At 34.3% G+C, this 26,578-nt stretch carries 18 protein-coding genes and 2 pseudogenes; 12 read left to right on the forward strand and 8 right to left on the reverse strand.

Translation table 11 applies throughout. From position 1 onward, the window contains the following. Positions 1-25: 25 nt before the first annotated feature. The 3 genes from B5X53_RS04405 (at position 26) to B5X53_RS04415 (ending at position 4,805) form a co-directional block, all read left to right on the forward strand. Positions 26-1,030: a DNA adenine methylase gene (locus B5X53_RS04405; protein WP_079712022.1), complete on the forward strand. Its 1,005-nt coding sequence runs from the start codon at positions 26-28 to the stop codon at positions 1,028-1,030. 226 nt (positions 1,031-1,256) lie between these two features. Beyond that, positions 1,257-3,884, forward strand: coding sequence for an AAA family ATPase (locus B5X53_RS04410; protein WP_079712023.1), 2,628 nt, complete (start codon positions 1,257-1,259; stop codon positions 3,882-3,884). A gap of 6 nt (positions 3,885-3,890) precedes the next feature. After that, positions 3,891-4,805 carry a hypothetical protein gene (locus B5X53_RS04415; protein ID WP_079712024.1) on the forward strand — a complete coding sequence of 305 codons (915 nt, stop codon included), beginning with the start codon at positions 3,891-3,893 and terminating at the stop codon, positions 4,803-4,805. Positions 4,806-4,841: 36 nt separating this feature from the next. On the opposite strand, the gene B5X53_RS04420 is transcribed toward B5X53_RS04415, so the two are convergent. After that, positions 4,842-7,490: a COR domain-containing protein gene (locus tag B5X53_RS04420; RefSeq protein WP_079712025.1), complete on the reverse strand. Its 2,649-nt coding sequence runs from the start codon at positions 7,488-7,490 to the stop codon at positions 4,842-4,844. 303 nt (positions 7,491-7,793) lie between these two features. Between B5X53_RS04420 and B5X53_RS04425 the strand changes: the two genes are divergently transcribed. The 3 genes and pseudogenes from B5X53_RS04425 to B5X53_RS19585 all read left to right on the forward strand — a co-directional run. After that, the gene (locus B5X53_RS04425) at positions 7,794-9,080 is read left to right on the forward strand and encodes a DNA-methyltransferase (RefSeq protein ID WP_079712026.1); all 1,287 of its coding nucleotides are present in this window, start codon (positions 7,794-7,796) and stop codon (positions 9,078-9,080) included. 11 nt (positions 9,081-9,091) lie between these two features. Further along, entirely contained in the window at positions 9,092-10,795 is a 1,704-nt protein-coding gene (locus B5X53_RS04430; RefSeq protein WP_079712027.1) for a DGQHR domain-containing protein, read from the forward strand. An 80-nt stretch (positions 10,796-10,875) separates the two neighbouring features. Next, positions 10,876-11,037: pseudogene (locus B5X53_RS19585) on the forward strand (transposase); the annotation flags it as partial. A 465-nt stretch (positions 11,038-11,502) separates the two neighbouring features. Here B5X53_RS19585 and B5X53_RS04440 read toward each other — a convergent pair. Both B5X53_RS04440 and B5X53_RS04445 read right to left on the reverse strand, forming a co-directional pair. Next, a complete protein-coding gene (locus tag B5X53_RS04440) occupies positions 11,503-12,345 on the reverse strand; it encodes a hypothetical protein (RefSeq protein ID WP_079712029.1) in 843 nt (280 codons plus the stop codon). A 187-nt stretch (positions 12,346-12,532) separates the two neighbouring features. After that, complete coding sequence (locus B5X53_RS04445; RefSeq protein ID WP_079712030.1) at positions 12,533-12,913, reverse strand: hypothetical protein; 381 nt, start codon at positions 12,911-12,913, stop codon at positions 12,533-12,535. Between the two features lie 75 nt (positions 12,914-12,988). Between B5X53_RS04445 and B5X53_RS04450 the strand changes: the two genes are divergently transcribed. After that, complete coding sequence (locus B5X53_RS04450) at positions 12,989-13,231, forward strand: hypothetical protein (protein ID WP_079712031.1); 243 nt, start codon at positions 12,989-12,991, stop codon at positions 13,229-13,231. A 57-nt stretch (positions 13,232-13,288) separates the two neighbouring features. Here the strand turns inward: B5X53_RS04450 and B5X53_RS04455 are convergent, their stop codons facing one another. Continuing rightward, positions 13,289-13,570 (reverse strand): helix-turn-helix domain-containing protein, encoded by a 282-nt coding sequence (locus B5X53_RS04455; RefSeq protein ID WP_079712032.1) that lies wholly within the window; start codon positions 13,568-13,570, stop codon positions 13,289-13,291. Positions 13,571-14,349: 779 nt separating this feature from the next. Between B5X53_RS04455 and B5X53_RS04460 the strand changes: the two genes are divergently transcribed. The 4 genes and pseudogenes from B5X53_RS04460 to B5X53_RS04470 all read left to right on the forward strand — a co-directional run bounded on the left by B5X53_RS04460 (position 14,350) and on the right by B5X53_RS04470 (position 21,609). After that, entirely contained in the window at positions 14,350-17,352 is a 3,003-nt protein-coding gene (locus tag B5X53_RS04460; RefSeq protein ID WP_079712033.1) for a SusC/RagA family TonB-linked outer membrane protein, read from the forward strand. 11 nt (positions 17,353-17,363) lie between these two features. After that, complete coding sequence (locus tag B5X53_RS04465; RefSeq protein WP_079712034.1) at positions 17,364-18,758, forward strand: RagB/SusD family nutrient uptake outer membrane protein; 1,395 nt, start codon at positions 17,364-17,366, stop codon at positions 18,756-18,758. Then, a pseudogene (locus B5X53_RS19590) lies at positions 18,748-19,311 on the forward strand (M16 family metallopeptidase); the annotation flags it as partial. The gene B5X53_RS04465 and the pseudogene B5X53_RS19590, both read left to right, overlap by 11 nt. A gap of 9 nt (positions 19,312-19,320) precedes the next feature. Continuing rightward, positions 19,321-21,609 carry an insulinase family protein gene (locus B5X53_RS04470; protein WP_234999239.1) on the forward strand — a complete coding sequence of 763 codons (2,289 nt, stop codon included), beginning with the start codon at positions 19,321-19,323 and terminating at the stop codon, positions 21,607-21,609. A 106-nt stretch (positions 21,610-21,715) separates the two neighbouring features. On the opposite strand, the gene B5X53_RS04475 is transcribed toward B5X53_RS04470, so the two are convergent. From B5X53_RS04475 to B5X53_RS04490, 4 genes are all read right to left on the reverse strand, one after another. Continuing rightward, the gene (locus tag B5X53_RS04475; protein ID WP_101023081.1) at positions 21,716-21,991 is read right to left on the reverse strand and encodes a DUF6520 family protein; all 276 of its coding nucleotides are present in this window, start codon (positions 21,989-21,991) and stop codon (positions 21,716-21,718) included. A gap of 87 nt (positions 21,992-22,078) precedes the next feature. Further along, on the reverse strand, positions 22,079-22,543 hold the full coding sequence (locus B5X53_RS04480; RefSeq protein WP_079712037.1) for a MauE/DoxX family redox-associated membrane protein: 465 nt from the start codon (positions 22,541-22,543) through the stop codon (positions 22,079-22,081). A 75-nt stretch (positions 22,544-22,618) separates the two neighbouring features. Next, positions 22,619-23,485, reverse strand: a complete 867-nt coding sequence (locus tag B5X53_RS04485; protein ID WP_079712038.1) for a helix-turn-helix domain-containing protein — start codon at positions 23,483-23,485, stop codon at positions 22,619-22,621. Between the two features lie 2 nt (positions 23,486-23,487). Further along, positions 23,488-23,871: a DUF7793 family protein gene (locus tag B5X53_RS04490; protein WP_079712039.1), complete on the reverse strand. Its 384-nt coding sequence runs from the start codon at positions 23,869-23,871 to the stop codon at positions 23,488-23,490. Between the two features lie 237 nt (positions 23,872-24,108). Here B5X53_RS04490 and B5X53_RS04495 point away from each other — a divergent pair, with 237 nt between their 5' ends. Next, positions 24,109-26,532, forward strand: coding sequence for an aminotransferase class I/II-fold pyridoxal phosphate-dependent enzyme (locus B5X53_RS04495; RefSeq protein WP_079712040.1), 2,424 nt, complete (start codon positions 24,109-24,111; stop codon positions 26,530-26,532). Positions 26,533-26,578 lie beyond the last annotated feature (46 nt).

Genomic DNA, 26,578 nt, shown 5'->3' on the forward strand with positions numbered 1-26,578 from the left:
TTTGCATTCTTCAAAATAATCTCTAATGAACTACATCGGCTCTAAAAATAAATTAATTCCCTTTATCGTGGAAAATGTTCAGGATGTAGTGGGTACAGACCTTTCCGGTTTTACTTTCTGTGATTTATTTGCGGGTACTGGAATAGTGGGTCGAAATTTCAAACCTCTTGTAAAAAAAGTGATTAGTAATGATTTGGAGTATTATAGTTATGTACTTAACCGTAACTATATAGGTAATCATTTGTCAATATCTGGACACAGTGACTTGCTTAAAGAATTAAATGAAATTGAACCACTGGAAGGCTTTATTTATAAAAACTATTGTTCAGGTGATAAGGCAGAACGACAGTATTTTTCTGATATAAACGGAAAGAAAATTGATGCAATTAGGATGCAGATAGAAACCTGGAGGAATAAAGAGCAAATTGATGAATCAACATATTTTTTCTTATTAGCCAGTTTGCTAGAAAGTGCAGATAAAGTTGCTAATACTGCTTCTGTTTATGGGGCCTACCTGAAAAAATTAAAAAAGTCTGCCCAGAAAGAAATGGTTCTACTTCCGGCTAATTTCCAATTAAATGGCAACGAACACGAGGTTTATAATGAAGACAGTAATAATCTAATTTCTCATATTGAAGGAGATATACTCTATCTGGATCCCCCTTATAATGCGAGACAGTATGGAGCTAATTATCACTTATTAAACACCATTGCTCGGTATGATAATTTTATTCCCAAAGGGAAGACAGGTTTAAGAGAATATATTAAATCAGATTACTGCAGTAAAGTTAAAGTAGAAAAGGCTTTTGAAGATTTAATTAAAAAGTCCAATTTCAGGTATATTTTTTTAAGTTATAATAATGAGGGACTTATGCCTCAAAAAAATATTGAAAAAATTATGCAAAAATATGGGCATTACCAACTTGCTTCAAAAAGTTACCAAAGATTCAAAGCCGACAAAACGGAAAACAGGAATCATAAATTTGATAAGACTACCGAATATCTTCATATTCTAGAAAAATTTTTTTAATAGTCTTCCTTCTTGGGAAAATAATTAATAGTAACTTATTTCTTCATAAAGAAAACTGAATCTCAACATAGAATTGAGTGAGGAAAAAAAATGCACTTAAAATCTATTCAATTGATTTTCCTCTTTTAATTTTATATGAAATTCCTTATCCTTTTATAATTAATGAATTTAAACTTTCTTACAAATCATAATTCCAGTTTTTAACTTCAACCTATTCGAATAAACTATGATGCATAATGAAACTGATGTTCAATGGCACATTATTTATAAACGTTTAGCAACTTTACTTTTCGATTTTGCGAATGCAAATTCACAGGGTGTGGGTTTTGAACTATTCAAAATACTTACTAAAAATGCTCGTTTTAAGGAGTTGAATCCTTGGATATCTAATTTATATAGTGAAAGTTTTAAGTCCTTTGATCCCATTCAAGTTTTTGCAAGTTTTAATGGGAGTAGAATGAAAGATGAAACAAGACTACAGAGAATAAATATTCTCTTTAGTATTCTTGAAGATAAAACCGACTTTCAAGAATTCAAAAATATTGATTTCAAAGGTTGTCCTGCTCCATTATCTATTAAATTAATCTCCCCTAGAACACATAAAGATCAAAGAGAGATATGGGAGCTTTTTAGAGGAATATTTGAAAATTCTAGCAAAAGTCTAAGAGCCTCTACCTTTAATGATGTTAAGAATTGGTATGGGGTAGATGTGGTATCGTTAACACAGTTTTTATTTTGGATTGATTCAGATAGTTATTTACCACTTGATAAGAACACTGTTCAATTTCTTAAGAAATTAAATAAAATAGATTCACTTCCCGATAACGTAGAAGAGTATAATGATTTAATTGTACAAGGGAAGCCAGGACTTTTTAGAGAGATAACAGAATTAGCTTATGAGCGTAAGCTCGAAAGAATTCATTTTTCGACTAACTCCAAAGCTTTTCAAGAATTCTTTATTGAAAATTTTAAATATGAAAATTCTCAGGACTTACAATCATTTAAGTTTATTGGAATTCGACCCCTTAAAGAAATGCCAAGTAGTTTAAAGAAGGTTCTTTTGGAAGATCATTTATATATATTCTATAATCACTACCAGTTTTCAAATGAAGATAAAAAAGTGGTTTATGACAACAGGTATGAAAATATATATAATATCAAAGATGGCCCTATTATTAATATTTCTGCCATGGTGGGTAAAAATGGTGTAGGCAAGAGCAGTCTTACAGAACTACTTTATATGTCAATTTATAACCTGTCCATTGCTAAAGGATTAATAAGTAATCAATTTATTGAAGATTTACATATTGAGCTCTTTTTTAGAACAGATACTCTTTATAAACTAACTGTTAATGGAGAAAAGATTAGTATATACAGTTACAGTCATGTTGAGGGGGGCTTCCAGAATCCAGAAAAGAAAAACCTAGATGATTTTCACCTCAATCGCTTTTTTTATACCATCGCAGTCAATTATTCCCATTACGGGTTAAACTCCAAGAAGTATAAACTGGACTGGATTACACCCTTATCCCATAAGAATGATGGCTACCAATCCCCGGTGGTTATTAATCCTATGAGAACAGAAGGTAATATTAATGTGAATAGGGAGGAGTCCTTGTTGAATGCAAGAATGTTAGCTAACATTTTAGAACCTGTAGAGGAAGGGGCGGAGGAAACTCTCAGAACAATCTACGGTCATAAAAAAGCAACGCACTTAATAATTTCTGAAAATGAAAAAAAAGGGGACCCTAAAAAAGGGGAGGAACTAAATTATACAACTATTGAGCGTAGAACCAGGAATGAAATAATTAGGGAGTTATACTCGGTATTTCAATTGGAAACTCAGCATGAATTGAAATATAAAGTACTTGCCGAGAAATATTTTGTGAAAAAATTGTTTTCTGTTTGTCATACATATTCAAAATATCACACTCATCTTCCACAGAAGAAATCAGGTAATTTAACCTTAGAAGATGTACGAGGATTATTGAAAAAAATTAAGGCAGATCAAAGTCACATGGTATTTAAATTGAAGCAAACTATTAATTACCTGAAATATGGTCACATTGATGCTTTTGTAACGGGAGATAAGATTGCACTTGAAGATTTGTCAGCCGAGATCAATAGAATAAAATCTAAGGATCAGGATGTACAAACTATTTTATTGATACCGCCGCCAATATTCAATTGCAAAATTCTACTGGAGGATGGATCCGATTTCGCTAAAATAAGTTCCGGAGAGAGCCAGTTAATAAGTATAGCTAGTACAGTAGCTTACCATTTGAATAATCTTGATTCAGTTCAGGATGAAACAGGATTTTATCGATATGGGAATATACTGGTAATGATGGATGAAGCAGAGTTATATTTCCATCCCGATCTTCAACGAAGGTTTATTCAGTTTCTTTTAGATTACCTTAGCAAAATCGACTTGTCCAGGATTGAAGGTATTAACTTTTGCTTTATAACGCACTCTCCATTCCTGCTCTCAGATATCATCAGAAGTAATGTTTTACCAATGGGTGATGAATCAAGCAAACTGGATTTAAAAACTTTTGGGGCGAATGTTTATGATATACTCGCCAATAGTTTCTTTTTTAATGATGGATTCGTTGGAGAGCTGGCAAAACGTAGAATTAAGGAAGTGGTGGACTGGATAAATGGTAAGAAAAAATTACCGGAATATGTAGATGCTGAATATTGCAAAAAAATAATTCAACTAATAGATGAACCAATAGTCCAGAAAAAACTGGCCGAAATGTATGATAAAAAAGTAAACGGTAACGTTAGGGAAAAGATTCTTCATCGGCAAATACAGGAATTACAGGCTGAACTTGCCTACATTAAAAAATAGAAGCTAATGTTATATGTAGATCCACATTCGTCTAAAATTCAGAAAGCAAAATATAATTTTTTAAAAAAAATAAAACCCAGGGTGATTTCTAAAATTGAAGATTTACCTGAGGGAGAATTAAAAGACTATTTCGACGATAATCTTACACCAAAACTTGATGATATACTTGTTGGGCTGCCTTCTGTCATATATCCTTTAAATGAAGAGTTAAAGAATGATATTGATGCGATCCCCGGACTTAAGGATGCTATTATTGACGTTCTAGATTATGATGATTTTATTATAAAACGGAAAGAAAAATATTGCGCTTACCACCTGGCAGAAGAAATAAATATAAGATCCTGTGTATACTGTAATCTTAATTATGCAGTGACTATAAGAGAAAAGGGGGAAAATCTAATACGCCCAGATTTTGATCATTTTTTAGATAAGGGTACTAACCCATTACTAAGACTTTCTTTTTTTAACCTGATTCCATCCTGCGGGACGTGTAACCAAAAATTAAAAAATACGATTCATTTTGAGTATGGGGTGCAGCAGCACCCTTATGAAGATGATCTGTTGGATGATTTTCACTTTTCCTATAGATATAATAACAGATCTGCTGATGGTCTGGAGATCATCTTAAATCAGGAAGAGCCGGATGGTAAAATTGGAAAATCCTTCGAAGATCTAAAAATGATTAAAATTTATAACGGTTATACTCAAGAGCTTTACGATTTGTTAAAGATCAGGCAGACTTTCTCAGATAAATATCTGGCAAATCTTGGATCACAGGTACTGCATGGATTAAAAATTTCGGACGAGGAATTATACCGGCTGGCATTTGGAACATACCTCAGTAAAGAAGATTATATTAATAGGCCTTTTAGTAAATTTAAAAGAGATATTTTGGGTGAATTAGGAATTATTAAAGAGTGAATAGTTCTGCTTGATATTAAAATCTGAGCTATCTTTTTAATTTTTAAGATTAATTAAAACGTGGTATAAAAATGTAGGGTTTACATATTTATTTAATTCACTCTTGAAAATTTTTAACTCTTCTCCTATACCGTAATTTTCCGAAATATCTTCTATTTGCTTTAATTTCTCTGAATTTTCGAGTTGTTTAAAATACTTTTGACTTAATGATTTAAAATCGTTTGACTCTGAATAGATACCTATAAATTTTTCTTTTAAACCGTTTCGATCATAATTATCAACTAATTTGTTAATGTGTGCCTCTATTACAGCCCTGTTAATAGAGGGTAAATTGAATCCTTCAAAAATTGTTTTGATCGTTCCAATATCATCTTCAATAACGATGTCCAGTTCTCCTGAATTTTTCCCGGTAGCCGACAGTCCTCTTTGAGCCTGTTCCTTGGGAATGTAATTGTATTTCATAAGAGATGGTCGCCATAGATCCAGCAAATATAGATTTCTTTGGTTTTCATCTGCTTTCTGTATGGTAGAAATCCTTGTTTGCAATATGGAGGCTGCATCTATAAAAGATCTTAGTAATGAAAATGATGTAGGTTTTATTTTGAATCCTGCTAAAATACTTTTGATATTAATGGATTCAGTGCTTTTTTGGCAATCGATAGAATTTTTTCCTTTAAGAAGGAAACGCTTCAAGGTTTCCTTTTCAAACATATATGGATTTTCGCTTGTTGAACAATCTGTACAATTGCATCCAAAATATTTTTGAAAATCACTATCATTTAGGTTTAGAGAATTATGGATTTCATCCAAGTTATGCTGAATGATATGAAATAATTCCATCCCTATATTTTCGGTAACATTGAAAGTCAATTTTTTATCAAGCGATTGTAGTTGTACTGTGGCATAAGCATGCTGATGTTTGAATACAACGCCGAATTTCCAGAAATTATCTTTATCAATATAACTGTTCATTCTGCAGATCAACCTTTCAATGATTCCACTAGGAAGAAAAGAGTATCTAATTTCAATCTTCGAAGCCTCCTTAACTGAATAATCATCTTCGAATCCTTTTGTATTTGATTGAGCAGGAAGTAGAGCTGGAATAATAAATTCGTTCGCTGAACCGATAATTTTAAAGCAGATTTCGAACTTTTCCATAAAGGCAATAATATCTAAATGCTTATCTCTAGGATATATGCTTTCGTCCAGAAGCTCTTCAAGCTTTTCCATTTTAAACCTTCCGAAATTACGTTGTATATCTAAGGAATGAATTAATTCGTAAATAGCGTGGGTAAGCCATTCTGGATTAATTATAACAATGTCCCTCAAACGAATATCCGATGGGAAATGGATAATGTCGCCAAGATCATTCAAATATGAACTAATGAAATTAACCTCTTTATTTTCTTTATAGTTACAGATCGATTTGAAATCACTGTATGTTATATAATTTGAATCTAATTTTTTTAATTTCCTACGTGTCTTATTCCAAGTTCCGGGTAGAAGGTCTCCTATATGAGGTAACCTTCGAACTTCTTCAGCAATTTTTTCTTTTAAATGATCAATTCCTTTTCTAGTTAAACAGGAAACCTGATGAAAGCTTACTATATTCTTAAATTTGTTTGAATAGGCCTTTTCATCTATTTGTTTCAAGCGTATATCTGCTTTATTCATCACCACAATTATGGGTGAATTCTCACCTAGTTTTTCAATAGTATTTAACCAGTAATCAAAATTCTCTGATTCAGTATCTGATCTTGGTTCCCAAACAAATAAGTAGACAGATCGCTGGGTTAAAAAAAATTGATGTGTAGAATAAAGGATTTCCTGGCCTCCGAAGTCCCAGAAATTTAATTTTACTTCTTTTTGAAAAAATAGATTGTGGTAGAAAAAGTCGAATGGTTGGTCTTGCACCCTAAGATCTAATTGCAGTTCTTCGTCAAAATTTAATTCACTTAGAGGATCATACTGATCTATTACCTGGCTGTAGTTTTCATCATGATCATAATCGTTATCATATAAAAGTAAGTTTTCAAAATCTTCAAATCTATTATAATAAGGTTTTTTAGCAGGAAAAATTACTTGAAAACCTGAAGATTGAATATCAATGCCATGAGTAGAGTTTTCTTTACCCAGTTTAAACTTAAATTTTTCATCATTTAATGTTTTAAGTAAAGTAGTTTTACCCACCTCTCCTTTACCAACAATTATAATTTTAGTTTCGAATAATCGTGGTGTAATTAATTTCTTTTCTAAAGATTCTAGATAGAATGCGATGTATGAAAGATCTTCATGAAAGATAATCTCGGGAGGTAGGTTTTCTGTGAAAAAATTGTTCTCAAATCGTATAATTGGATTAAAATCTAATTCCAGAAGTTCTTGAGGGACAAAATTCAGATTGTTGTTTGAAATGTCTATTTCTTTTAAACAATAAGTTTTTCCAGAGAGCAAATAGAAATCAATTAAATTATTATAGCTTAAATCTAATGTCCTAAGGTTATATAAATAGCAAATTGATTCTGGGAAATTGGTGAGGTTATTATAGCTTAAATCCAAGTCAAGAAGATAGGTCATGTCTGAAATATCCTGTGGTAATTTCGATAATCCTAAACCACTCAAGTTTAAATATGTTGATTTAGTCCGTCTTGCTTCTTTAATTTTTTGGTTTGCTATTTTTAATGACATACTTTTTCTGTTAATTTTTTTATCTCCATACTTAGAACTTCCAAAATGAAGTTTATTAAATTTTAGTTATTATATTAGGCTCATAACCAATTATCTTTTGTTTTTAATAAAAAATTATTGGTTTTAGTTAATTTAATACTTTGTATATATATTCCATCACGAAAAATTAAACTATATACTGTACGTATTAAAGCTTCTATTTCATTCGTTAATAACTTTAATTGAAATTATACCAATAATTTCAATACATACTGTTATTTTGCAGGTTATGCCGCAAAAATTAAATTTTCTACTTAAGATATAATGGAAGATATCTTCAAAGTACATCATGAGGATGCAAGAAATATTGACAAGATAATCAAAAATAAAATTGTTGATGTTACAATAACCTCACCGCCTTATTTTGATTTAAAAGATTATGGATCGGATAACCAGATTGGTTATGGGCAAGATTATGAAGCATATCTAGATGACCTCAAAATAGTCTTTCAAAAAGTTTTTAATGTAACTAAGGAGAGTGGTACTTTATGGGTTATAATTGATGCCTATCGACGCGAAGGTGAGGTTGTACCACTTCCCTTTGATTTCTCACATAAATTAAGAGAAGTTGGATGGAAGCTAAAAGAAGTTATTATCTGGGGGAAGGACCGTACAGTACCTTGGGCACATAAAGGTCAAATGAGAAATCTTTTTGAATATATTTTAGTTTTCTCTAAAAGTGATGACTTTAATTTTTATATAGATGAAGTTCGGGATTTTGAAACCTTAAAAAAATGGTGGGTAAAATATCCTGAGAGATATAATCCTAAGGGAAAAACACCAGATGCAATTTGGAATTTTGATATTCCTACTCAGGGATCTTGGGGTAATGGATATATACGACATTTCTGCCCTCTACCTGAAGAGATGATAGAACAAATGCTCAAGCTGACTACTAAAGAAGATGATGTAGTCTTAGATTGTTTTTCAGGTTCTGGATCAGTACTTTCTAAAGCTTTAAATATGAAACGTAGATATATTGGTTTTGAATTAAATCAGGAGTATATAGATATGTTTCATAACTATATTAAGGAAACAAATGAGGAGAAAAGTTCAAAGTATTGTATAAGCAAAAAGAATAGAATTGGCCAGGCTAAATTTGAGAAATTAGTTAATGATTTGCGAGCGCTAAAGTATGCCAGGCTATTGTATAAAAAATTACAAACAGAAGGATTCAAGAATGTTTTAAAAATCTATGTTAAACGGACCTATACCCTATCTAATGGTGATAGAAAATATTTAAAAGTCAAATATTTATTCTTATTAGAGGATAGGTCAAGGAAAAATGAAATAGCTAAAAAGGTTGAAGATTGGACTAAAAAAGCTCCATTCTCTAAATTTGGAATAGCTCCAACATATTTATACACTCATAAAGTCACCTCCTTTATTGAGATTCTAACAAACGAGAAAAAGGATCTTTACATATATGACTTTAAGGCAACACATAGATTTGTCAAAAAAATAAAAATTGAAGAGCTTAACAGAAGCGGTAAAAATAACGTTATTATAAGTTCCATTCAAGTGGATTTGAACGAAAGTGACTATGCGTAAATGATTAATATATGGCCAAAAAAACTAAAAGAAGGAAAAAAGTAAGTCCTGAAGAATTAGAAAAACGAAATCACCGAAAGGATGTCAGAGCAGTATTTCGAAATGCTGGCTTCACAAAAGTTTTATCTGTAAGTGATAAGGAATTTACATTTAATGGTCATACTTCAGATTTTGATGATGTTTTCGTCTATCAAAACGTAATACTTTTCTTAGAATACACTACAACCAAATCCTCTAAAATAAGGGATCATTTGAAGCCTAAAAAATTGATTTATGATGAGATATTAAGTAACTCGGCATCTTTTATTGAATTTTTTGAAAACAAATTTTCCAAATTTAAAGAGACAAGAGATCAATATTATGATCCAATACAATGTCAGATCAGGATTCTATATTGCTCCAAAAATTCAGTGAGCCCAAAATATAAAGAACAAATTAGTACTATATCCTATTTTGACTATCCATTAGTAAAATATTTCAAAAATGTAGCTGAAGCAGTTAAGAAATCTGCAAGGTTCGAAATCTTTAGTTTTTTAGGATTAAGTAATAATGAGGTTGGAAAAGATTCTATCAATTCCAGTAATGGGAGTGAAGATTATCAGGGATCAATTTTACCGCATTCATATAGCAATTTTGACTATGGTTACAAAGTTATATCATTTTATATAGATCCCTTGTCTCTTTTACATCGTTCTTATGTATTGAGAAGAGATGGATGGAAGGATCAAGCAGGAGTTTATCAAAGAATGATATCTAAGGGTAAAATTAATAATATTAGAAAATATTTGAATTCAAAGGAGCGAGTCTTTATTAATAATATTATAGTAACGCTACCCAGCGATACAAAGCTATTAAATAAGAATGGAAATACATTAAATCCGAATACCTTAACCAAAACGGAACCCGTAACAATACAAATACCTAAACGGTATAACGTTATTGGCTTAATTGATGGTCAGCATCGAGTATTTTCCTATCATGAGGGTGGTTTGTATGATGAAAAAATTGGAAAATTAAGGGAAAAGCAGAATTTATTAGTAACGGGTATCATTTATCCAGATACTATTTTAGATCAGGATAAAACGAAATTTGAAGCAAATCTTTTTTTAGAGATTAATTCCAATCAATCAAACGCAAAATCAGATATTAAGCAAGCTATTGGTTTAATTTTAAAACCATTTTCTTCAGAGTCTATTGCCAAGGCTTTAATTAATAAATTAAATAATAATGGACCTTTAGAAGATAATTTTGAAAGACACTTTTATGATAAGAAAAAAATAAAAACTACCTCTATAGTTAGCTATGGTTTAAAACCACTAATTAAATTAGGAGGTGATGACAGTCTTTACAAAATTTGGAGCCATCCACAAAAACTTGAAATTAAAGATGAGAGTGATGAGAAGCTACTTGAAGCATATTTAGAATTTTGTACTAGCCAAGTTAACGATTTCATTGCTGCAGCTAAAGATAATCTTAGTTCAAATAAATGGACGCGTAGCAAAGAAGAAAAGAATAAAGTTCTTACCACTACGGCAATTAATGGTTTTATAATTTGTTTACGACAAATAATTGAGAATAATCATAAAACTGACTACGCCTACTATAAAAATAAATTAAAGCATCTGAATTCATTTGATTTTTCTGAATATAAATCTAGTCAGTACGGCAGGATGGGTAGAGATATTTATAACAAGTACTTTACAAACAATCGATAAGTAGAATTTAATACAGAGTCAGTATTTTAAACTTTAAATGATGTTAGCAGGAATATTATAACTTCCTACATAATACAGAATATTATGAAAGGCTATTCAAACACAACTGGGTAGTTAATTGCAAACGCTCATTTTTAGGTCCCGCACAGGTGGTGGAATTCTTTGGCCGCTATCCCCACAAGATTGCCATCAGTAATCGCCGGATAAAAACCTGGATAATGAAAGCGTTACATTTGCTTTAAAGGACTATCGCCACGGGGGAAGGAAATATTTATTACATTTATAGGATGGAGAGTTCATCAGGCGTTTCGCACTTCACATACTTTCCAAAGACTTTGTTCGATCCGACTATAAAAAAAATCACCCTTACCCAGCTGCGTTAAAGCCTTGGGCAGGTACAACTCAAGAAGCGTAAGCAATTACAACACCAGCTTTGTCCGGTTGGCAAGAAAGGAAAACTGGGAACCCTTACTACTTTTACGGCATGAGGTCGCACTTGGATACTGGTTGAAAAACTAAAATAATCAAAACCGAAACCTTACATAGAGTTTTAGATGGCCTACCCACAAAATATTACCTTTTAAGAACAGATCAATTCCGATATTTTACCAGCAAAAACTGGTTTAGTCAACGGTGCGTTCATTGTTTGGCCATTCCGGCCACACTAGCGCATAGTTATTGGCTGTAGTTTTTTTCCATTAGATTTTTTATAGAGAAAGTTTTTCAGCTGTAGCTTGCCTTAAAACTAATACTTGATAGCCTCCGGGAGTGGTGGCTGTTAGATTTTTACTAACTTCTCTTTTGAAGTTTGCGCCGAAGTTAAAATTAACACCTTCCTGCTCTAATTCTGCCTGAACCTCAGAAGCGATTTTAGATAAACTATTTTGACTATATTCAATTTCGTAATAAACCAAACCAATTGCAGTTATTAATCTATGATTTTGTTCTTTCATATACTTTTTACAATCCTCAAAATCAACATTTTTTCTAAATCTATCGATTGCATTATTTTTTAATCCCCACTCGGAATATTTTGCACTGATTTTTAATTCTTTATCATTGACATTATTATAAGCGGCAGTAATTTTTCCTTCTAAATCGTTAAGCAGAGATTGGTCAGTTATTAAGTTTTTTAATTTATTCATATCAGCTTCGACTGCGGCTTGAACATCTAATTCAAGTTTTTCTGACCGCTCATATTCTAAATTGTGTCCATTTGAGTAGCGAATATTCGTAATGTCGGTTTTGCTAAATGGAGTTTTTGCATTGTAGGAACAAGTTCCAATTTCCCCTCCAGTTTTATCAGATAATGGTAAAGTATGGCCTAAGACGGAATATGCAATACTCTTAGAATCAGATTCATCGCTTATATCTGGTGAATATGGATTATCGTCATAATGAAATACAGTACCAATATATCCTGGTTTACATTTATTATAGCCACAAACCTCTTTTCCTTTTAATTCGCCATCAGGTAAATTATAAGTAATACAGGATTGAAAAATTAAAAGAAGAAAAAAAAGCGAAAGAAAATTAGTTAGATTTTTCATTTTTTATGGTTTAGTTAGTGAAAGGATTCTGAGAATTTAATGTAGAATGGTAATATCTATAAAATTAATATCAACTCGTTATATTACATAAATTATAAAATTTAAAATAAATATTATAGAATATAAACGTGAATTTAATAAAAATGTAATTAAAAATAATGGTTTTTCCATAAAACGTAAAATATCCCTAATCCAACATTATTTTAAATTCCTTAGTACTTGCTCCGTCCTTAGAAGGTTCAAAAATGCTTAATTGTTTAGGGTTTTCTTGCATTGGAAGAATAATAAGTTTTTCAGATCCAGGTATATCCTTAGTGTTACAATAATACCAGGAACAAACACCGAATTTTCCAAATTCCTTCTCTTCTATTTCAACTACATTTAGTGTTTGAATATCCTTATATTTCTTCCCCTGGGAAATAATTATAATTTCATTCTCACTAATTTCTATTGTTCTTTCCATAAATTCAATCTCATAGGATTCTATGATATGTGCTGTTGCCGAACTTTTAAAAGTTTGGCCATGGATAATTACGGGGAAGAGAAGAAAAATTATTAATTTAAACACTTGTAATCAGTTTACTGGAAAAATATAGAAAGTATTCTTAAGCTACCAGGTGGTTTTTCCCCTAATTTAAAAGTTATGACACTTTATGAATTTAAATTATTGCCAGAACAAGTGCAATATCGTATACTTTTTAATGAAGGTGATTTTATAAGCTATAGGCTCGAACCAACTACAAGGTTCTCCTTGTATGCCTTAGACAAATTCTTTGTAAAAGTGGAGTATAACCCCAAGAGCAATAAAATTGTAAATAAAGTAAGTTTTATAAGCGGGGAAAAGTTAAATCTTTATTCAAATTTTAAAGACAATGAATTTTATTAATTTCTTTTAAGCTTTATTACTGGTATACAAGAATTGTTCGTTCTTCTCAAAAAACCTTCAATTATTCTCTGAATTGATTTCATCAATGAACTTATTGACATCAATTTCGATTTCGTAAAGTTGGATTTTTCTCACCTTTAAAGCCTTGGCGAGAAGCATCATTTTTTCTAATGTAGGATTTGCATCACCTCTCTCCACCGTACCGATTAAATGTTTCGTTAATCCAAAATTTGTATCCGCAAGTTCCTGCTGTGAAATTTTTTCCTTATCGTATTCTTTACTTGGAAGTCTTTCTCTGAGCTTCAACACCTGCTTTCCTATCTTTTCCTTTTCAGTCAATCCTTAATTTTTTTACCAGTCTTGGCTAAATTCTCATTAATCTGAAGAAAAAATGGTATGATATATCATACCGTTAAGATATTTTATTTATATTTGATAAATAATTACTGAATAAATGTAATTTAGCGATTCTTCTTAATTAAAATATTAGAAGCATTCGCTTTGAATCTCGTCCTCAAAAACTGGTAATTTTTAAACACGCGAGATGATAAGTGTAGATGCTCACGCTTTAACGGCGTGGGCTCACTTATTTGCGTGGATGGTATACCAGTACCTTGAGGGCAATAAGCTGAGTTCCACGCCTATTTTTTAGTTCTAACGGCGTCGTTTCTCTTCTTAATTTTCAAAGTAATCTTCTACAATTTATAAGAATAAGTCTCGCTTTCTTTTGCCCTACATCATTATAGGCCAAAGTGGCCGGCAGTAACTACTACTGTATTCACTAATTCCTGATTGCGGGATCAGGAAAATCTTTTAAATAATCCCGTGGGTTGCTGTTTCTTGATGCCCTATTATTGATAACAGCGTTGGGCGGGAAGCCCCCTAGCCCCTAATGGGAGAATAAAGTAGTGGGGTTTTTGGGAAAATTTGATTTGGGTCAATAGGTGTTAACGGATAGGGCCGTTAAGTTTAGCAAAAAAAGAAATTGTTTATGAAAAGAAATTTGAATTGGCCTTAATACAGGCGTTAAGCCTACAGCTTTCCCCTAAGATTGCCGTCTGGTGGGGAAAGCCTAAGCTTAAATAAAACAATGTTTCATTTAAATACCACACGAAATTATGAAAAATAATTACTCGCGCCTAAAATGGGTGGCGCTAATTATTCTTGGAGGGATACTATTCTTTCTGTCTAAGGCTGCAACAGCAGCAACTAGCAATACCGCTTTCTTTCAACAACAGTTGATCTCAGGGATAGTTAGCGATCAAAACGGGCTTTCTATACCTGGAGTTACCATCACGGTTAAAAATTCCACAAGGGGAGTAGTTACAAACCTGGATGGGGAGTACGAAATCACTGCTCCAGCCAATGGTACTTTGGTCTTTTCTTATATGGGTTTTAAAACTTTTGAAGTTACCATTGATGGCAGAAGTGAAATTAACATCCAACTGGAAGAGGATATCGCTTCTCTTGGAGAAGTGAAAATAAACGCCGGGTATTATAATACAACAGAGCGGGAACGAACGGGGAATATAGCGAAGGTATCTGGGGAGGAAATTGAAAGGCAACCTATTATTAATCCTCTAGAGGCCTTGCAGGGCAGAATGGCTGGGGTAGAAATAGAACAGCGCAGCGGTATTTCCGGTAACGCTCCCACTATAAGGATTCGCGGTCAAAACAGTTTGCGCACCGGCAGTAGCAATAATGGAAATCTTCCATTATATATCATAGATGGAGTACCTGTTAATTCCAGTCCACTAGTTGGATCAGACTTAAGTGGGGGAACGGGTATTGACCCTTTAAACACCCTTAATTTATCAAATATAGAAAGTATTGAAGTGCTAAAAGATGCTGATGCCACAGCAATCTACGGCTCACGTGGAGCAAACGGGGTTGTACTCATTTCAACTAAAACAGGAAAATCATTTGAACAAAAAACTCAGGTGGAGGCACGTCTATATTCGGGTGTTGGTGAAGTTTCTAATAAAATTAAACTTTTAAATACTCCCCAGTATTTACAACTAAGAAATCAAGCTTTTGAAAACGATGGAGTGGTGCCAGACCAGACCAATGCCTATGACTTGTTACTATGGGACAATGATCGTTATACCGATTGGCAGGAAGAATTATTAGGAGGAACAGCAGCCATTACCGATTTGAACCTTGCAGTATCCGGGGGGAATGAAACTACATCGTTTCGTATTGGAGGGTCCTACCATGAGGAGGGTACTGTGTTCCCGGGAGATTTTAAATATCATAAGGTCACTGGCGGGCTAAGCCTTAATCACAAGTCAAAAGATGAAAAATTGAATTTGAATCTTTCTATGAATTATGGGGTAGATAATAATAATTTATTTGGTTCCGATAGTTATATTTCAGAGGCACTTAGTTTGCCTCCAAATGCTCCACAGCTTTATAACGATGATGGGAGCTTAAACTGGGCAGATCTCACCTGGGATAATCCACTATCAAATTTACAAAACTCGAGTATAAACCAGGTGAACAACCTCATTAGTAGCCTGAGTATTTCTTATGAATTTCTCAATGGCTTAACTTTTAAAACCAATGCAGGGTATACAAATCTTTACCGGAATCAGAAATCAATTACTAAAAAGGAATCTTATAGACCTGATATTCGGGATCGTCGTGAACATCTTTCATCAGAGAGAATTAATAAGAGAAAGTCCTGGATAATTGAGCCGCAATTAACTTACAGTGTACACATCGGTAGAGGGAATTTAGATGCATTAATAGGCATGACCTTCCAGGAAAGTGAAAATGATAATTTAAGGATTTCCGGGGAAGGTTATGTTTCAGAGTCCTTAATTGGAAACCTTGAAGCCGCAGAAGCGGTAGATGTAAATGAATATCTAAATATTAGGTATAAGTATACTGCTTTGTTTGCCAGACTTGCGTACAATTGGGATCAAAAATATTTTCTTAACCTAACAGGTAGAAGGGATGGATCCTCTCGTTTCGGACCTAACAAACGTTTTGCTAATTTCGGCGCTCTGGGAGCAGCCTGGATATTTTCGGAAGAACCGATATTCAGAGATCATATTAGTTTTTTAAGTTTTGGAAAACTTCGTGGAAGCTATGGAACTACTGGAAGTGACCAAATACCAGATTATGGTTACCTGGATGCATATGAAGCCACACCGGGGCCAGGTGGGCTTTATCCTACCCAACTAACCAATCCTAATTTTTCCTGGGAGGAAAATAAGAAACTGGAAGCTTCTCTTCAACTTGGGTTTTTGGAAGATAGAATCAATCTGGGTGTAAGTTGGTACCGTAACAGATCTTCCAATCAATTGGTTGGATTTCCTCTTCCTTCAACCACAGGATTCTCCAGCATTCAGGCTAATCTTCCGGCAATGGTGCAGAATACAGGTTGGGAAGTAGAATTTTCTTCTTTAAATATAAGCACAAAGGATTTCAGTTGGCGAACATCATTTAACTTCACACTACCAGAAACCAAGCTGGTTGAGTTCGATAATATCTCTCAGACTTCTTACCAAAACGTTTACAGGGTTGGCTACCCTTTAAGCATAGCTTTGCTTTATAATTATAACGGAATCGATCCCGAAACAGGTCTTTATCAGGTGCAGGATATTAACGGGGATGGTAATTTTAGTTATGAAGACCGGACTGTTATTGAAGAGCTAGGTCGGCAGTACTACGGCGGAATTTCCAATAATTTATCTTACAAAAATTTTTCTTTGCAATTCTTATGGCAATTCGTAAAGCAAAACGGGTATAAAGGCTATTTCGCGCCACCGGGCAATGTTTCCAACCAACCTCAAAATGTTATTTCGGGTATAGAAAATGGCACACTGCAACAGGCTTCTCAAAATTTTACGGCATTCAACTCCTATTTTTTTGCCTCAACGAGTGAACATTTCATTTCGGACGCTTCATTTCTGCGTCTTAAAACCCTGGGATTTAGTTATGACCTTACGGAGAAGATACTCCAGAATTGGAAACTAGATGGTTTTAGGTTTTTCCTAAATGCCCAAAACCTTATAACAATAACCGATTATGAAGGAATAAACCCTGAAAATCCAGGAGTGGAAACATTGCCTTCTTTACGAACGATTACCGGAGGCTTGCAAATTAATTTTTAAAAATCACGACAATGTTACGAAATACATATTTTAAACAACTTTTTATTTTGCTGGTTATTCTTATTAATACCTCTTGTGAGGATTATTTAGAAGTTGATACCCCGAAGCACAAAATAGTAAGTGCAACAGTTTTTGAAGAAGATGAAACCGCCATAAGTACCATGACCGGCATTTATAATGAATTATTAAACGCTGATTTTTCCGGTGGATGGAATTATTCAGTAAGCGTTTTAGGAGGGCTTTCTTCAGATGTACTTGAGCCTGTTAACCCTAATAGTGTAAGTTATGCCGAATTTAATCAAAATGAAATTTCACCTGACAGTGAATTTAACTTTTATCTCTGGTCCAGTACCTTTAATATTATTTATATGACAAATGCCCTTTTGGAAGGTTTAAGCCAGTCTGAAGGAGTTTCCGAGGAAATCAGTAAACAGTTGGAAGGAGAGGCCCGATTCATTAGGGCGTTTACTTACTTCTACTTAGTGAACTTATATGGAGATGTTCCCCTTATCCTTTCCACTGATTATGAACAAAATTCGTTGATAGCCAGAGAAGGGCAGGAGCAAATCTATGAATTGATAATTGATGACCTGCAAGCCTCCATAGAACTTTTAGAAAATACTACATCAGAAACGCGAACCAGGGCCGATAAATTTGTAGTGACAGCAATGCTGGCAAGGGTTTATCTCTACCTGGGTAACTGGGAGCAGGCCGAATTCTTAAGTAGTCAGGTTATAGCGGAGTCATCCAAATATGAGCTTCTTGAAAACCTTGATGAGATTTTTCTGCCAGAGAGTAAAGAAGCCATTTGGCAAATTTCACCTGTTGGTAGAGGAAATATTCTAACTAGTACCAATGAAGGATTGGCTTATGTGGGTAGTTCTTTTTCTTCCTTCAAAATCAGTGATGAATTTGTTAATTCCTTCAATTCAGAAGATAAAAGACTTACTAGTTGGATAGGTTTTTATACTAATGCTACTCGCAGCTTCCATTTTCCATATAAGTATAAGGACGGGTCGAGTATTAGTAATATCACTGAATATTCCATGGTCTTAAGACTGGCAGAACAATTTCTTATCAGGGCGGAGGCAAGAGCTCAAACAGGATATTTTTCCGGAGCAATCAACGATCTGGACAAGATAAGAACTCGTTCAAATCTGGAGTCTATTTCAGGATCAGACCTAGAAATAAACCAGGAAAATTTAATCTCATTAATCCTGGAAGAAAGAAAAAGAGAGCTTTTTTCAGAATGGGGACATCGTTGGTTGGATTTAAAACGTACCAACAGGGCTTCCTCGGTTCTAGGACATTTATCCGATTCTTGGGAAGACACCGATATACTTTATCCTATTCCAGAAATGGACCGAATGAAAAATCCAAATCTTACCCAAAATGATGGTTATTAAGAACTTGAAATTAATAAAGGACAGGGGATATTATCTTTTGGTGTTTTTATTTTTAGGGTTTAATACTGCTATTTGTCAACAAAAACCTAAGACACCTGACAGTGAGCTTTTAGGTCTTGACCCTTCTGTAAGGTATGGTAAACTGGAAAACGGTTTTACCTATTACCTTCAAAAAAGTGACTCCCTAACCAATACCATTGACCTCCATCTGGTGGTAAAGGGAGGAACTTACCACGAAGATAAGGACCAACTTGAATATGCGCACCTGATAGAACATATGGGGTATAAAAGCACAAAGAACTTCCCCGATTTACCGGCCTATTTCAATACAAAAGGTCTATATGTCCATGCTGGCACTAGAAATCTTCATACATTTTATTTTACCAGAATACCATCTGGTGATAAATCGGTTCTTGATTCCGGGTTACTGGTTTTACGGGATTGGTCGCATGATATCAGGTTCGACCAGCAGTCTATTGATGTGGAACGTGAGGCGATTTTAGGTGAAATGAGGGTAGATAACCCTTATAATGATTGGTTTTGGAATGTCCTGACTAAAAATTTGATTAAAAATACCGGGGCCCATTTTCGAGATCAAAATGCGGCTGAAAAAAGTATACTTGATTTTGATAAAAATGCATTTCTGAGATATTATAAGGATTGGTATCGTCCTGATCTGGAAGCTGCAATTATAGTAGGTGATATCAATGTAGATAGTGTAGAAGCACAGATTCAGCGATTATTTTCGGACCTAAAAACTCCTGAAAAGAGGAGTAATGTCAATAAAAAATTGGCGAAATGGAAGGTTGATTTCAATGTTGAGAACCAGTACATCTCTGTGCTTGATACTTTGAAGCCGGGTTTTCGGCTTTATATTGCCAGCAAACGCATGGATGAAAAGAATCCAAAGAACGTGTCGGATTATAAAGCTATGTTATTGCGTCAACTCTATGAGATAATCCTCAAACCGCGCATAAAGCAGCTGAAGCAACAACTCAAGCCTCCATTTTCAGAATTTTTTATGACCAATAATCCAGTGAACGGACAGCTTGCTTATGATTTGATGAAAGTTGATTTAGAAAGTGATGAGCCTCGTAAGGTAAAGAATGGATTAGTTAGGGCTTTAAGTGCAAGAAAGCAAATACATAAAGGAGTGACCGACTTAGAATTAGATAGGGCAAAGAAGGAAGTTCTTCAGCATTATTCAGGGAAACAAAGGAGTAATTCTGAACTTGTTTCAAAATATGAAAACCATTTTGTAAGCGGAACCGCTGCTCCTGATCCCAAAAATGAGTACAAGTTGATCTCTAAAATTCTTAATCAAATTGACCTTAACAAAATGCAATCTGTTTTTAATGATTACGGAAATTTTATGAACAAAACAGATTTTTTGTTTTTCAGGGCTAAAGACCAGGTCGCACCGGACTCCGATACACTTGCCAAGTGGCTTGATGAAATTGATTCGATGACAGTAGATCCATTAAAACCTTTACCACCTGCTATCGAATCTCTCTCGGAGGTAGCAGGCATTCAGGAAATCGATGAATACGATGTAGAATTAGAAACCGAGCATATAATTGGTGTTACCGAAATAAAGCTGAAAAACGGGATAAAACTTTTTTTTAAGCCTTTAAAACCTATATCTGAACGCAATGCGAAGACAATTAGCATACATGCTTTTCGTCCAAATAATATTCCTATAAGAAGGAGGAAGGAATATTTGGCAGCCAAGGTTGTTCCGGAGGTTCTTAAGTTTACTGGAGCTGGTTCTTTTGATAAATTCCAGTTAGAGAACTTTAAAAAAAGTACTGGACTTCGATTGAGTTTTGAATTAGGGAGAAATTATCAAAAGATTTATGCCACTAGTAAAGAGAGGGATATTGATGAACTGCTCAATCTCTTATATCTTAGGTTGAAAAAGCCGTTACTTGACAAAGAGAGTTTTTCAGCATGGAAATCGGATCAAAAAGGGGTACTGAATGAGGATAGTTTTGGACGAGGAAATCCAAATTTTTTTATGGATGATATTCGAGCTATTTGGTATCCCGATATTCCCAATTTGAAATTGCAGGATCTTGAAGATCTAACTATGAAAAAAGTGTCTGAGGCACATCAAGAGTGGTATTCTAATTTAAACGGCTACACCTTTATAATTTCGGGTGATTTTGACAGGGAGGATCTGACTAAGCGGCTGGTTAAAAAAATGTCAGCTTTTCCAGTTACCACGAAACAGGTTTCGAATGATCAAACTATCGATTTTCCATTTTACAAGATGGATAAGGTCATCAGGCTTAGTAATCTAGAGCAGTCTTATATCAGTTTATATTTTCCTGTTAATGCTCCCAGGGATATTAAAACCCAGGTTGAACTTAAGCTACTATCAAAAGCTTTGCATAAGCGAATTTGGGATCGTCTACGGGAGGGATGTTATGCTCCGGGGGCTTGGGGAGAGTGGATGGACATTAATAATGGTATTTACTCTTTAAATGTCCGCTTTAATAGTGAACTAGGTAATGAAAGTGAATTAACACAGATGGCTATTGAAGAATTCCGAAAGCTAAAAAAGTTTGGCGTGGACCGGACCTGGTTAGAAAATGCAGTTGTGGATTTAAAAGAAAATTATGGAAAAGGGATCGATTACCTTTCCACCTTTTCATCTTTTTGGCCAGAGTATTTTCAGGATAAGATCAACACGGGGGAAGATATTGAAAATGAAGTGCTTCAATATGAAGCAGTATTGGACCATTTCACAAGTTTGGAGGATATTAATGCTGCTGCGGATAAATATTTAAGTGAGGAAAATATGCAGAAATTCCTTGTGCTGCCAAAGGATTATGTACAAAATGAATGAACTCACAATTGATTATCGGTCTATTTTTTACTGAATTTGATTTTAAAATGCCATTAAAATAAACACCGGGAAAATTATCCCGGTGTTATTTTAATTAAATAAGTAATTAGTCACTTATCATAATTGGCAGCGGTGAGCTACTCTCAAGTGGTTCACTCTGGGAATTTGCAACTGGATAAACCGTATATGGTGTTTCCGTATCTGATTCGAGATAAACTCTACAATCGAAAGACCCTTCCTCACAATTTACAGTAACTGGTTTCCAACCTTCGTCGGTTTCAATAAAACCTGTTGCGGCTGCATAATTTGTTCCCACGGTGGCAAATGCCATTCCAACGGAGCATATAAACGCTAACATCGGTAATAAAACTTTAGTTTTCATGATATTTAAATTTAAAAGTTAATAATAAAATTCCCGTTTTTTAATTCAGGTGCCGGTGCACCCTACATTTGTTGCAACAAAATTTCTTTATATTTTATCTGTTATCTCTGCCTGGTTTTTCAGCTTGTTATTTTTCATCAGGTATAGGCCAAGTAATCCAATTGCTATGCAGCCCAGGTTGAAATATAGATGCTGATGCCAGGAAAGAAGGGAGATGATTCCTCCACAGGAACACGGGGTATAGGGACTTAAAAATAATATCCCAAGAATGTATATAGTAAACAGGTTTAACAATCCCATAGCTGCAATCATCCCCAATAATTTCTTTTTAGGGTATAGCAGAAGTGATCCGACAATAAGTTCTAAAATAGGAACTCCTATACTGAGAAAGTTCGTTAATAGCCTACTGTTAATTAAGGGGTTGTTGTATAGGTTATCATAGAAACTGCTATAATCAAACAACTTCGTGGCTCCTGTATATATGAACAATATGGCCAGGAAGAACCTAATGATTTCTGAAAGACGATATTTCTGGTGATAGGTGAAAAACATTTTTTTTGTTTAATACCTTAAAATTCAGCATTTTAATTTGATTTTTTTAGGTGAAAGTTTTAACATGCACATCAATCAGCGCGAATCGGAAGGATTTACTCCAAAATGTTTCTTGAATGCCCTGGAAAAATGTGAAAGGCTTCCAAAACCACATAGGGTCGCTATGTTTGAAAGTTTTGTATCAGTATCCAAAACGAGATCCCGGGCTTTCTCCAGCCTTTTTTCCCTATGGAAGCTAGCTATTGTTTTTCCGTGTATAGCCTTAAACCCCCTGATTAGTACGGTAGAATTGGTTTCCAGTTCCCTGGCGATTTCTGGAATAGGTTTTAAAGGAGAGTCAAGATTATCCATAAGATAATGGTAAAGCCTGTCGATAATCTTTTTATTCTTTGAGATATCAAATTGCCTTTTCGGATGCAGTGCCTTTTTGAGCAACTTCTCTTTAGTCCATTCATTTTTGGAGATTGTCTTAACCGCAGATAAAATAAAAACTTCTGAATTATTATTTTCAAATTTTGTGATCCTGGAATCCATGGTTAAAAAAAGGTCGTCGCGTAATCTATAATTTAATTTGATAGATCGGTCAAAAGAGGTTGAATCCATAATTTCCTGAACTTTTTTCAGAGATTCTTCATCGAGTATACTTTCCAGATTGTGTAACTGGTTATCAAAAAGGCCGTTAGATCCAGTATTGTAATCCTTAATTTGATAATTTTCTTCTACTATAAGAATTATATGGTTCAGGTAGCTGAGATCATATTCCGGTATTTTAGAAGGTACTTTTAGTTTTAATACCCCTGCAAGCATATTTAATAAGACACCAATCGTTGATAACTTGCTTCGTAGTTTATTTATTTTAATACGCTTGTCATATTCATCATTAGCCAGTGCGGTAATTAGATGGGTGATCTGGTCGAAGAGTTTGTCGTTAGGAAAGTACATAATTAGTTTTTTACGGGATAATTGGATAAAAACTCCAGGGCTTTTAACTTGTCTTCAAAAACCTCAGTGTCAACTTTTGGAATGCTTGTGGAGAGGTAAAACTGGGCGGTAGATTTAGTATGGGGATATTGAACTAGAAGAGCTACTGCTGTGGCTTGTACCGATCCCTCTTTTGCTAAGTAATCCATAGCCTCTTTATCTGCCTGAATTACCTCACGCAAATCGCATAAAATGGGATACCCTTTATTATTTTGAATGGACAGACGAAGTTTTAAAAGATTCTTGGCAATCTTAAGGCTAAGGTTTTCCAATGGGGCATAAACAAAGTAAAGGATATCATTTTCTATCCAAACCTCTGCAAAATTATTTTGTGCCCTTTTAATCAAAATAATAATTGTTACTATAGAATACTGTAATTTAGTAAATTACATTTGATAAAAATGAAAATTTATTGATCCAACAGGTCATTTTGAGACAGTTTGAATCAAAATAAACGCTGTTATTTGACTCTCCTGAATTTTATTTTACTCTAAGTGGCATTTTTTCAGTTTTTAAAAAATAAATTTCCAGGTCTTAAAAAAGTTTCATTAGCTTAAGGTATTCATAATAAATACTTTGGGGCAATGGCAAAAGTTAAACACAATAATTTCCTTGATACTGTGGACGAGGTGATCACTAATGCAACCGATGCAGGGGTGATTCATCTTCATGCTGAAGGCAGGAAATTGAACGGTCGTAAAATTACAATTAACGGAAAATCTTCTTACCATTTCGGTACTACCGGTTACCTTGGGCTTGAGCAGGATGAGCGTTTAAAAGCGGCTGCTATCGATGCCATCCGGCAATATGGAACTCAATTTCCTTTATCGAAAACTTATATTTCGCATCCGCTCTATGCGCCGCTGGAAGAAAAAATTTTCCAAATGTACCAGCACCCTATACTCATCACAAAAAATAGTACACTTGGCCATTTAGCTGTGATTCCTACAGCTGTGAGAGACAATGATGCGGTGATTTTGGATCATCAGGTGCACTGGAGTGTCCAAAGCGCTACTGAAATTTTAAAATCTCGTGGAATTCCTGTTAGAATGATCAGGCATAGTAATATGGATATGTTGGAACATTATATCAAGGAATATAGAAATAAAGCAGATAAGATTTGGTATATGGCAGATGGAGTTTATTCCATGTATGGAGACTATGCGCCTTTAAATGACCTTATTGCACTGGCGAGAAAATATCCTCAACTCCACCTATATATAGACGATGTCCATGGGATGAGCTGGAAAGGTAAGCACGGCTCGGGTTATGTAATGTCGGAGCTTAAGGAACTTCCCCAGAATATTCTTTTATTCGGAACCTTGAGTAAAACTTTCGGTGCCAGTGGAGCGGTGCTTGTTTGTCCCGATGAAAAACTGCATAAAAAAATTAAAAATTTCGGAGGACCGCTAACATTTTCAGCTCAGTTAGAGCCTGCTTCTGTAGCAGCGGCAACTGCTTCTGCAGATATTCATTTATCCTCTGAAATATATGAATTACAGGCAGATTTGGAGGGTAAAATAAGATACTTTAATCAATTACTGGAGTCATCGGATTTGCCTTTGATACATAGAAATTCCTCCCCTGTATTTTACATTGGTACTGGCCTTCCGGCTACGGGTTATAATTTTGTAAATAAAATGATGAATGCAGGTTTCTTTGTAAACCTTGGCTTGTTCCCGGCCGTTCCGGTTAAAAACACCGGTGTCCGAATCACCATTTCCAGGCATAATGAATTAGAGGATATAAAAGCCCTGGTTGATGCAATGGATTATCATTTTCCAAAAGCCCTCGAACAAACTCATACGGACCTACCCAGTATCTATAAGGCTTTTGGAATGCCGAAGCCAGGCTTACCGAATGAGAAATTTGCAGAAAAAACCAATACCAACCTACACTTAACATATACCAAATCCATAAAAGAATTAGATAAGGAATCCTGGGACAAGTGTTTCTTGGGGAAAGGTACTTTTGATTGGGATGGTCTTAGCTTTTTGGAGCATGTATTCATCAATAACAATTTGCCGGAACATAACTGGAATTTTCATTATATACTGATCAAAGACAACAGGGATAAAATTATTCTAGCAGCCCATATGACTAGTGCCTTATTAAAAAATGATATGCTTTCCAATGCAGCTACATCGAAAGCTATTGAGGATATAAGGAAGCAGGATCCTTATTATATGACAGATATCGTGCTGTCGATGGGATCGGTTTTCTCTGAAGGGGATCATTTATACATTGATTCGGGCCATTCTCAGCTAGTGAATACAATGCGTTTATTTCTGAAACAACTCGAAGTAATAAAACAGCAGGTAAAAGCCAAGCTTATAATTCTTAGGGATTTCAATAAAAATAATGACTTAAACAGCTTTTTCAACGAGCAGGGTTTCGTAGCTATAGATATGCCTGACTCCTGTGAAATTTCCAGTCTCCACTGGAGTAATGAAGAACAATATGTATCCACACTCAGCAAACGCTCCAGGAAGCATTTCAGAAAAGATGTCAAGGCATTTGAGAATTATTTTAAAACCAGGATCGTATGTTTACCAACTTCCGAAGAAATTGATAAATATTATGAGTTATTTGAAGAGGTTTGGAGTCACAATTTAGGAATTAATACCTTTAAATTTCCTAAAAAGCTATTTTCTGAAATGATTATAAGTCCGAAGTGGGACTTTTTGGTATTATATCTTAAACCAAATAGAATCAACGCATCGGAAAAGGTCGTAGGCGTGATGTTCGTTACACGATCCGGGAATACTTTAATACCCTCTCTGGTCGGGATGGATTATGATTATAATGAAGAATTCAATATCTATCGCCAGCTTTTATACCAGACAATCAAAACGGCCGGAATTTTAAAATTCAAAAAAATTAATTTTGGCTTTAGTGCCAGTTTTGAAAAAAAGAAATTAGGAGCCACTTTAACTCCTAAAATAGCCTATATCCAGGCAGATGATAACTTTAGTCTGGAAGCTTTAGATTGGTTAAGAAAAGAATAGGTACCCCCAGCCCCCTGTGTATATTTTGTTTTTTAAGATCCTACCA

Source organism: Salegentibacter salinarum, assembly GCF_900168115.1.
GTDB classification, from domain to species: Bacteria; Bacteroidota; Bacteroidia; order Flavobacteriales; family Flavobacteriaceae; genus Salegentibacter; species Salegentibacter salinarum.

What these genes read in the sequence shown, in the direction of transcription:
- B5X53_RS04440 (WP_079712029.1), bottom strand. Translation starts at nt 12,345, where the DNA reads ATGAAAAATCTAACTAATTTTCTTTCGCTTTTTTTTCTTCTTTTAATT.
- B5X53_RS04495 (WP_079712040.1), top strand. Translation starts at nt 24,109, where the DNA reads ATGGCAAAAGTTAAACACAATAATTTCCTTGATACTGTGGACGAGGTG.
- B5X53_RS04475 (WP_101023081.1), bottom strand. Translation starts at nt 21,991, where the DNA reads ATGAAAACTAAAGTTTTATTACCGATGTTAGCGTTTATATGCTCCGTT.
- B5X53_RS04415 (WP_079712024.1), top strand. Translation starts at nt 3,891, where the DNA reads ATGTTATATGTAGATCCACATTCGTCTAAAATTCAGAAAGCAAAATAT.
- B5X53_RS04465 (WP_079712034.1), top strand. Translation starts at nt 17,364, where the DNA reads ATGTTACGAAATACATATTTTAAACAACTTTTTATTTTGCTGGTTATT.
- B5X53_RS04480 (WP_079712037.1), bottom strand. Translation starts at nt 22,543, where the DNA reads ATGTTTTTCACCTATCACCAGAAATATCGTCTTTCAGAAATCATTAGG.
- B5X53_RS04410 (WP_079712023.1), top strand. Translation starts at nt 1,257, where the DNA reads ATGATGCATAATGAAACTGATGTTCAATGGCACATTATTTATAAACGT.
- B5X53_RS04450 (WP_079712031.1), top strand. Translation starts at nt 12,989, where the DNA reads ATGACACTTTATGAATTTAAATTATTGCCAGAACAAGTGCAATATCGT.
- B5X53_RS04405 (WP_079712022.1), top strand. Translation starts at nt 26, where the DNA reads ATGAACTACATCGGCTCTAAAAATAAATTAATTCCCTTTATCGTGGAA.
- B5X53_RS04420 (WP_079712025.1), bottom strand. Translation starts at nt 7,490, where the DNA reads ATGTCATTAAAAATAGCAAACCAAAAAATTAAAGAAGCAAGACGGACT.
- B5X53_RS04430 (WP_079712027.1), top strand. Translation starts at nt 9,092, where the DNA reads ATGGCCAAAAAAACTAAAAGAAGGAAAAAAGTAAGTCCTGAAGAATTA.
- B5X53_RS04460 (WP_079712033.1), top strand. Translation starts at nt 14,350, where the DNA reads ATGAAAAATAATTACTCGCGCCTAAAATGGGTGGCGCTAATTATTCTT.
- B5X53_RS04485 (WP_079712038.1), bottom strand. Translation starts at nt 23,485, where the DNA reads ATGTACTTTCCTAACGACAAACTCTTCGACCAGATCACCCATCTAATT.
- B5X53_RS04425 (WP_079712026.1), top strand. Translation starts at nt 7,794, where the DNA reads ATGGAAGATATCTTCAAAGTACATCATGAGGATGCAAGAAATATTGAC.